This window comes from Candidatus Chloroploca asiatica (assembly GCF_002532075.1).
In the GTDB taxonomy this organism is placed as follows: Bacteria; Chloroflexota; Chloroflexia; order Chloroflexales; family Chloroflexaceae; genus Chloroploca; species Chloroploca asiatica.
This window is the reverse complement of sequence record NZ_LYXE01000066.1, coordinates 80,612-87,052: the sequence shown is the minus strand read 5'-3', so window position 1 is coordinate 87,052 and position 6,441 is coordinate 80,612. Positions and strand designations below refer to the sequence as shown.

The following is a 6,441-nucleotide window of genomic DNA, read 5'->3' as shown; positions in this document are numbered from 1 at the left end:
CTCCGTTGGTCGTTAAGCTCGCCAGAAGGCGGGTTGGGCCAAGAAGCCGCGCGGCTTGAGCCGCTGCGGAGTGTCACGAGACCACAACCGATGCGCTCTAGCCGCAGGCCGGTCGCGAAGCTGGCGCTGGGAGCTTCCGGGAAGCTTTTAGCTTCCCGGAAGCTCCAAAATGAACCTCTAGCTTTAATGTAGTTTCGATGTAAGGCTGTTCGCGATCTGTAGCCATCCGAAGCGGCACATGGCTACAGACGCAGGGACACGGGAGCAGACTCTTGATCGTTGGCTTCATGGACGCCAAAACCCGCCGAGTTTTTCGGCGGGTTCCGCATTAGCAAGCCTTAAAAGTGGAGCGGGCGACGCGACTCGAACGCGCGACCATCTGCTTGGAAGGCAGATGCTCTACCACTGAGCTACACCCGCGTTGCGCCTATTCTACTATAGCCTGGCCCTTGTTGCAAGGGGGGGCGTAGCTTCCGGGCAGGGCGATTGCATCATACGAAACCGGATACAACCATACGCGCTCTGGGGCAGCATGTGCATGCAACCAGCGGCGCAAACGGCGGCACCCGGCAACAACGGGGCACCCGCAAGGGGTGCCCCTACAGGGGCGGGGGCCGAATCGGTGTACGGGCACCCCTTGCGGGTGCCCTTCCCCTTGCGGGTGCCCTTCCCCTTGCGGGTGCCCTTGCGGGTGCCTTGGCGGGTGCATACACGGAAGATGCAATCGCCCTGAGCTTCCGGGAAGCTTTAAGCTTCCCGGAAGCTACCTATCGCGCTTGCATTCTGATGGCCCCGTCAAGCCGGATGACTTCGCCGTTGAGCATCTGGTTTTCGATGATGTGCCGGGCGAGCCGAGCGTATTCGTCGGGTCGCCCGAGCCGTACGGGAAAGGGGACTTGCTGCGCGAGCGAGGTGCGTGTCTCTTCGGGCAGTCCCGCGAGCAGCGGGGTGTCAAAGGTGCCCGGCGCGATCGTCATCACCCGGATGCCAAAACGGGCTAGTTCGCGGGCGATCGGCAATGCCATCGCGACAATGCCGCCTTTCGTGGCTGCATAGGCCGCCTGACCGATCTGTCCGTCAAAGGCGGCGATCGAGGAGGTGTTGATGATGATGCCGCGTTCGCCACTCTCGCCTGGCTCGTTCTGCACCATCACTTCCGCAGCGAGCCGGAGCACGTTGAAGGTGCCAACCAGGTTGATGTTCACGACCCGGCTGAAATGCTCCAGGCTCATTGGGCCGTCTTTGCCCAGTACCCGTGCGCCCCCGGCGATGCCAGCACAGTTGATGACGCCATCCAGTCGGCCAGTATGGGTGGTTGCCGCAGCGAGTGCCCGTTTGACCTCGGCTTCACTGGTGACGTCGGTTGCCACAAAATGGGCCTGTTCGCCGAGGGCTGTTGCCGTCGCTTCACCCGCAGTGGCGTTGATGTCGGCAATGATGACCTGCGCCCCGGCCCCGACAAGTTCACGTGCGACCGCAGCGCCTAAACCTGAGCCGCCCCCGGCAATCAGAAAGGTGTGATTGTTGATGTCCATCTGGATTTCTCTTTTTCTAGCGCAAATAGCCCCAAGAATCGTTGTTTTGCTGGCAAAAAGGCCAGCTTCGCTGGCCTTTTTGCCAGCAAAACAACGGGTTGTAAGGGCGGCAGCCCTTACATTTTTACCTGCGAAGCAGCAGCCACTGAATCGCTTTGCCAAACCGGCGCCCCCAGGCTGCTTCGTTGTGTTCGCCGCCATGCTCTTCGACATACCTCAGCTTGCGGCCAAAGGTGTAGCCTTTGTCCATCAGCAACTGGCCCATGTTGCGTACGTCCTGTTTGAGTTGCGTCTCTTCGGCTGTGCCGACATCAAGGTAGACCCGCCCCGGTACACCTTTGTATTGCCGTACGTAGTCGAAGATGGCCCGTTCACCAAACCAGAAGGCTCCACTCATCATCCCGGCGTTACCAAAGCTGTCAGGCCGCTGCAGCATGGCGTAGAGGCTGATCAGGCCACCCATTGATGCGCCCATAATCGTCGTAAATTCGGGTTCTGGCTTTGTCCGAAACGCACGATCAATGTGCGGTTTGAGCGTGTTGCTCAGAAAGTCAACATAGGCGTCGCCGCGGATCCCGCCCCCGCTCGCTTCATCAATAAACGGGCTGTATTCGTCAATCCGCCGCTCACCAATGTTGGGAATGCCCACGACGATCGCCTCGATGCCCTGTTGGGCGAGTGCTTCCATCGTTTCGTCAACACCCCATTCGACCCCGATGTAGCTTGTTGTGGCGTCAAAGAGGTTTTGCCCGTCGTGCATGTAGACGACAGGGTAACGGTCAAGGCTACCGTTGTCGTAGCTCGGTGGCAGGTAGATGAGGATGTCGCGGTAGTTGTTCAGTTCTGGGCTAAAGAACCCGACAATGGTGACGAGGTTGCCGGTGATGGTGCGTTTGGCCAGGGGCGGCCCGCCGATAATCGGGGCTAGTGCAGCATGGCGGAGGTTGCTTTCGTACCGTCCGTATTGTGCGGCCCACGCTTCGCCATCCTGACTCAAAATGACGAGTGAGCGCCCTTCAAGGGCATAGACGCTCCCGACGGGCATTGGTTCGGCTTCGCTCTTGTCTGGGTGACTGGTATCCAGTTCAAGTTGCCAGTCTGGGCCGCCTTCATTCCCTGGCAGGGTGAAGGGGATTGTTTCGTGGTATGCGTTGAGCAAGATCAGCAAAACATCATCACGGATAATCTCGCCCGATGGGGCACGTTCGGCAATCAGCTGACCGTTGAGCAACATACCGATGCAGCGCACCATGCCGTCGTCCCATTCGCTGTCACCCATCAAGACGCCATCTGGTCGGTACCATTCGATGTCTTTGATGCCTTCGCCGTGAATTTCGCGCCCCTGGAAGAAGGTTCCGCGGTGCAAGACCGGGTGTGCCTGGCGAAAGGCAATCAGGCGGCGTGTCCAGTCATAAAGAGCTTTTTGTTCGTCAGTCAGTTCCCAGTCCATCCAACTGATCGGGTTGTCCTGACAATAGACGTTGTTGTTGCCACCCTGGGTACGCCCATATTCGTCGCCGTGCAGCAACATCGGCACACCCTGCGAAAAGAGCAGCGTGGCGAGGAAGTTGCGTTGTTGCTGGGCGCGCAAGGCGTTGATGACCTCATCATCGGTTTCGCCCTCAGCTCCACAGTTCCAGCTATTGTTGTGGCTGTCACCGTCGTTGTTGCCTTCACCATTCGCTTCGTTGTGCTTTTCGTTGTAACTTACCAGGTCACGTAAGGTAAAGCCATCGTGCGCCGTGATAAAGTTGATCGAGGCCGCCGGTGCGCGTCCATTCCGCTCGTAGAGGTCGGATGAACCAGCGAGGCGGTAGGCAAGTTCGGCGACTTGTGCTTCGTCACCTTTCCAGAAACGGCGCACGGTATCACGGTATTTGCCGTTCCATTCGGCCCAGAGGACCGGGAAGTTGCCGACCTGGTAGCCTCCTGGCCCGACGTCCCACGGCTCGGCAATGAGTTTGACTTGCGAGAGCAGCGGGTCTTGATGGATGATGTCGAGGAAGGACGAGAGTTGCCCGCCTTCGTAGAGGCCTCGCGCCAACGCGGCGGCAAGGTCAAACCGAAAGCCGTCAACCCGCATCTCGGTCACCCAGTAGCGCAGGCTGTCCATCACGAGTTGCAGCGAACGCTGGTGTACCATGTTGAGCGTATTGCCCGTGCCGGTGTAGTCCATGCAGTAACGGGCATCGTCGTTCACTAGGCGATAGTAGGCCTGGTTGTCGATCCCGCGAAAGCTCAGGGTTGGCCCGAGGTGACTGCCTTCAGCCGTGTGGTTGTAGACGACATCGAGAATAACTTCGATCCCGGCGGCATGTAACGCTTTGACCATTTGTTTGAATTCGCGGACATGCCCACCTGGTTTTTCGCAGCGCGTATACTGAGTAGCTGGCGCAAAGAAGTTGAGCGTATTGTAGCCCCAGTAGTTGTTCAAGCCCTGCTCTTCAAGATGGCGATCATTAGCAAATTGGTGTACCGGCAGCAACTCAAGCGCCGTAATGCCCAGATCGCGCAGGTACGCGATCATCGCCGGGTGCGCAATCCCCAGATAGGTGCCCCGCAGTTCGGCGGGAATAGCGGGGTGCTGCATCGTCAAGCCCTTGACGTGGGCTTCGTAGATCACACTATCATGCAGTGGGATATTCGGATGTTGATCATCTTCCCAATCGAAACGTGGATCAATGACGACACAGCGCGGCAAATACGGCGCACTATCACGCTCGTCATACGAAAGATCTTCGTCAGGATGGAGGATCGTGTAGCCGTGGGTTGCATCGTGCCAGCGGATCGGCCCATGTAACGCCTTGGCATACGGATCAAGCACAAATTTGTGCGGGTTAAAGCGTAGGCCATGCTCGGGTTGGTAAGGACCATAAACCCGGTAGCCATAGAGCTGCCCTGGGCGCAGGTTGCGCACATACAGATGCCAGACATGGTCGGTCTGCATCGTGAGTGGAATCCGCACCGCCTCACGTGGCGCTTCAGCATCTTCAAAGAGACAAAGTTCGACCCCGGTTGCTTGCTCGGCAAAGAGTGCAAAATTGACGCCGCTCCCATCCCAGGTAGCCCCGAGCGGGTAGGGTGAACCCGGTAGCAATGTATCCATCCTTCTCCTCACTCTAGTCTGATCCTGCCCGTTGCCCAATACACCAGGTCTCAATCGCACGATGCCATGCGCGTTCGGTCTCTTCCAGATTCAGCCCCGCAAGCTGCGACCAGTCACGCAGATGATAGCGGTGCTCGCGATAGGCGGTATAGAGGCGCTGCAACGCCTCGGGTTGTTCGGTCACAAGATAGTAGGTAAAGGCCCAGGCCGCATCATAGTCGAAGGTGCCAAAACGATCATAGCCTTCGCGCTGGGCGAGCAAGACCTTCAGCCGTGGTCGTGGGGTGCGTTCACAGAGGCGACGCAACTGGGCCGGACGAGGCGCTGGCCCTGAGGCGGTGAGCCCGGCCATTACTTCGGCCAGGCCCTCATCAGCCCATCCTTTTGGCTCACGATGATAGCCCGGCGTGCGCCATTGCCCCGGAAAGAGGTGGGTTGCCGCATAGTGATGCGCCACTTCGTGACGCAGACTCTCGACCAGGCTATTCGCACTCTGCTCACTGGTGCGCTGATGGGTGTAGATGATTGTATTGGCATCGTCATAGAGCCCATCTACATCAACGGTGAAGGGGGTAAAGGCCCGCACATAATCGCGATAGATGCCTTGACGGGCAAAGATCTTAATCTGCAGCGTCCGTGTCCCTTTCGCGTCCATTGGCTCGGCCAGGTTTGGCCCAAAGATGTGCAGCAGGGCCTCACGCACGTGGGTTACTTCGCGCAGCAAGGCGGCGATCTCATCAGCGGCAAGCCCGGCACGAATGCTCACCCCATCGTGTTCACTCCGCTCGGTCAGGGTCAAAAATTCATACTGTTGCCGTAGGCTTGTCAGGTGCGTGGTACCGCCCTCCAGCCGGTCACGGGCACGGGCTAGGGCCGCACGCGCCGTCAGGCTACTCGGACTGCTCTCGTACGATGCGAGCAACCCGCGATCACGCGGGTCGGGCGCATCGTCAACCAGTGTGAGGGGAGGTTCGACCTTCCACGCTTCTTCCAGCGCGTGCGTTAGGGTCGCGATCAACTCTAAGCCGAGTTGATCAGTGCGCAGGCGGGCAATCACCTGGGCCGCAGCCGTCCGCACCCCTGGATCATCCGAGCGAAGGCCATGGAGCATAAAGGCCTGATCGTCGGGGTGAAGCACGCCGGAACGGGCGAGTGTCAACCTCCCGCGAGCTGATGCTGCCCGATAGCGCAAGGCGGGGGCAAGGGTTGGCGCGTTGGCAATACGCTCGAAAACCGGTGCAGCACTGAAATTTGGGTAAAAATAGCTATCGAGCACCCAGATGGCATCTTGCAACAAAAAATTGTCATCGGCGTGCGCCAGCAACTCATGCAAGACCGACTGAACCCTGGCCGCCCGCACCCGCAAGACCAGATCGCTCGCCCGGCTCGCCTGTGGACTCGCCGCCAGCCGCCCGAGCACCCGCACGGCATTGCGCCGCTCAAGTTCATGGGTTCCACGCTGAATCATCGTGAGCAGAACATCGATCTCATTGATACCAACACGGGTTTGCAGGGCCTTGGCGAGTTCTTCCGTACAGGCATAATTCGCCCCTGACAAGGCCGCCAGCAGGGCCGCCGTATCAGGGTAACTTGCCTCGGGACAAGATGGTGTATAGATTGGTGGCTGATGCATAGGGGCCTCTGCTATGGGCAACACTGACCCGGCTACCACCATGCAGAGGGCCATGATGATCGTCAGGCGCAACAATGGATCGCTCGACTTCTTCACAGATGCTTGCCTTTGGGCAACGCAGCCCGGAGGCTTATGGCTTTTCAGCATTACATCATGGAGTGCCGACG

General features: G+C 58.9%; 3 protein-coding genes and 1 tRNA gene. All 4 read right to left on the bottom strand.

The genetic code is table 11. The features are described 5' to 3' along the window. Window positions 1-345 precede the first annotated feature (345 nt). Window positions 346-420: transfer RNA gene (locus A9Q02_RS07730), tRNA-Gly, on the bottom strand. 347 nt (window positions 421-767) lie between these two features. Continuing rightward, on the bottom strand, window positions 768-1,535 hold the full coding sequence (locus A9Q02_RS07725; RefSeq protein WP_097651780.1) for an SDR family NAD(P)-dependent oxidoreductase: 768 nt from the start codon (window positions 1,533-1,535) through the stop codon (window positions 768-770). A gap of 124 nt (window positions 1,536-1,659) precedes the next feature. Beyond that, entirely contained in the window at window positions 1,660-4,641 is a 2,982-nt protein-coding gene (gene glgX, locus A9Q02_RS07720; RefSeq protein ID WP_172450775.1) for a glycogen debranching protein GlgX, read from the bottom strand. A 13-nt stretch (window positions 4,642-4,654) separates the two neighbouring features. Next, on the bottom strand, window positions 4,655-6,370 hold the full coding sequence (locus A9Q02_RS07715) for a collagenase (RefSeq protein ID WP_172450773.1): 1,716 nt from the start codon (window positions 6,368-6,370) through the stop codon (window positions 4,655-4,657). Between the last annotated feature and the right edge of the window lie 71 nt (window positions 6,371-6,441).

Bases quoted from the DNA above. Each gene is read 5' to 3' on its own strand.
- A9Q02_RS07725 (WP_097651780.1), bottom strand. From the start codon at position 1,535: ATGGACATCAACAATCACACCTTTCTGATTGCCGGGGGCGGCTCAGGT.
- glgX (WP_172450775.1), bottom strand. From the start codon at position 4,641: ATGGATACATTGCTACCGGGTTCACCCTACCCGCTCGGGGCTACCTGG.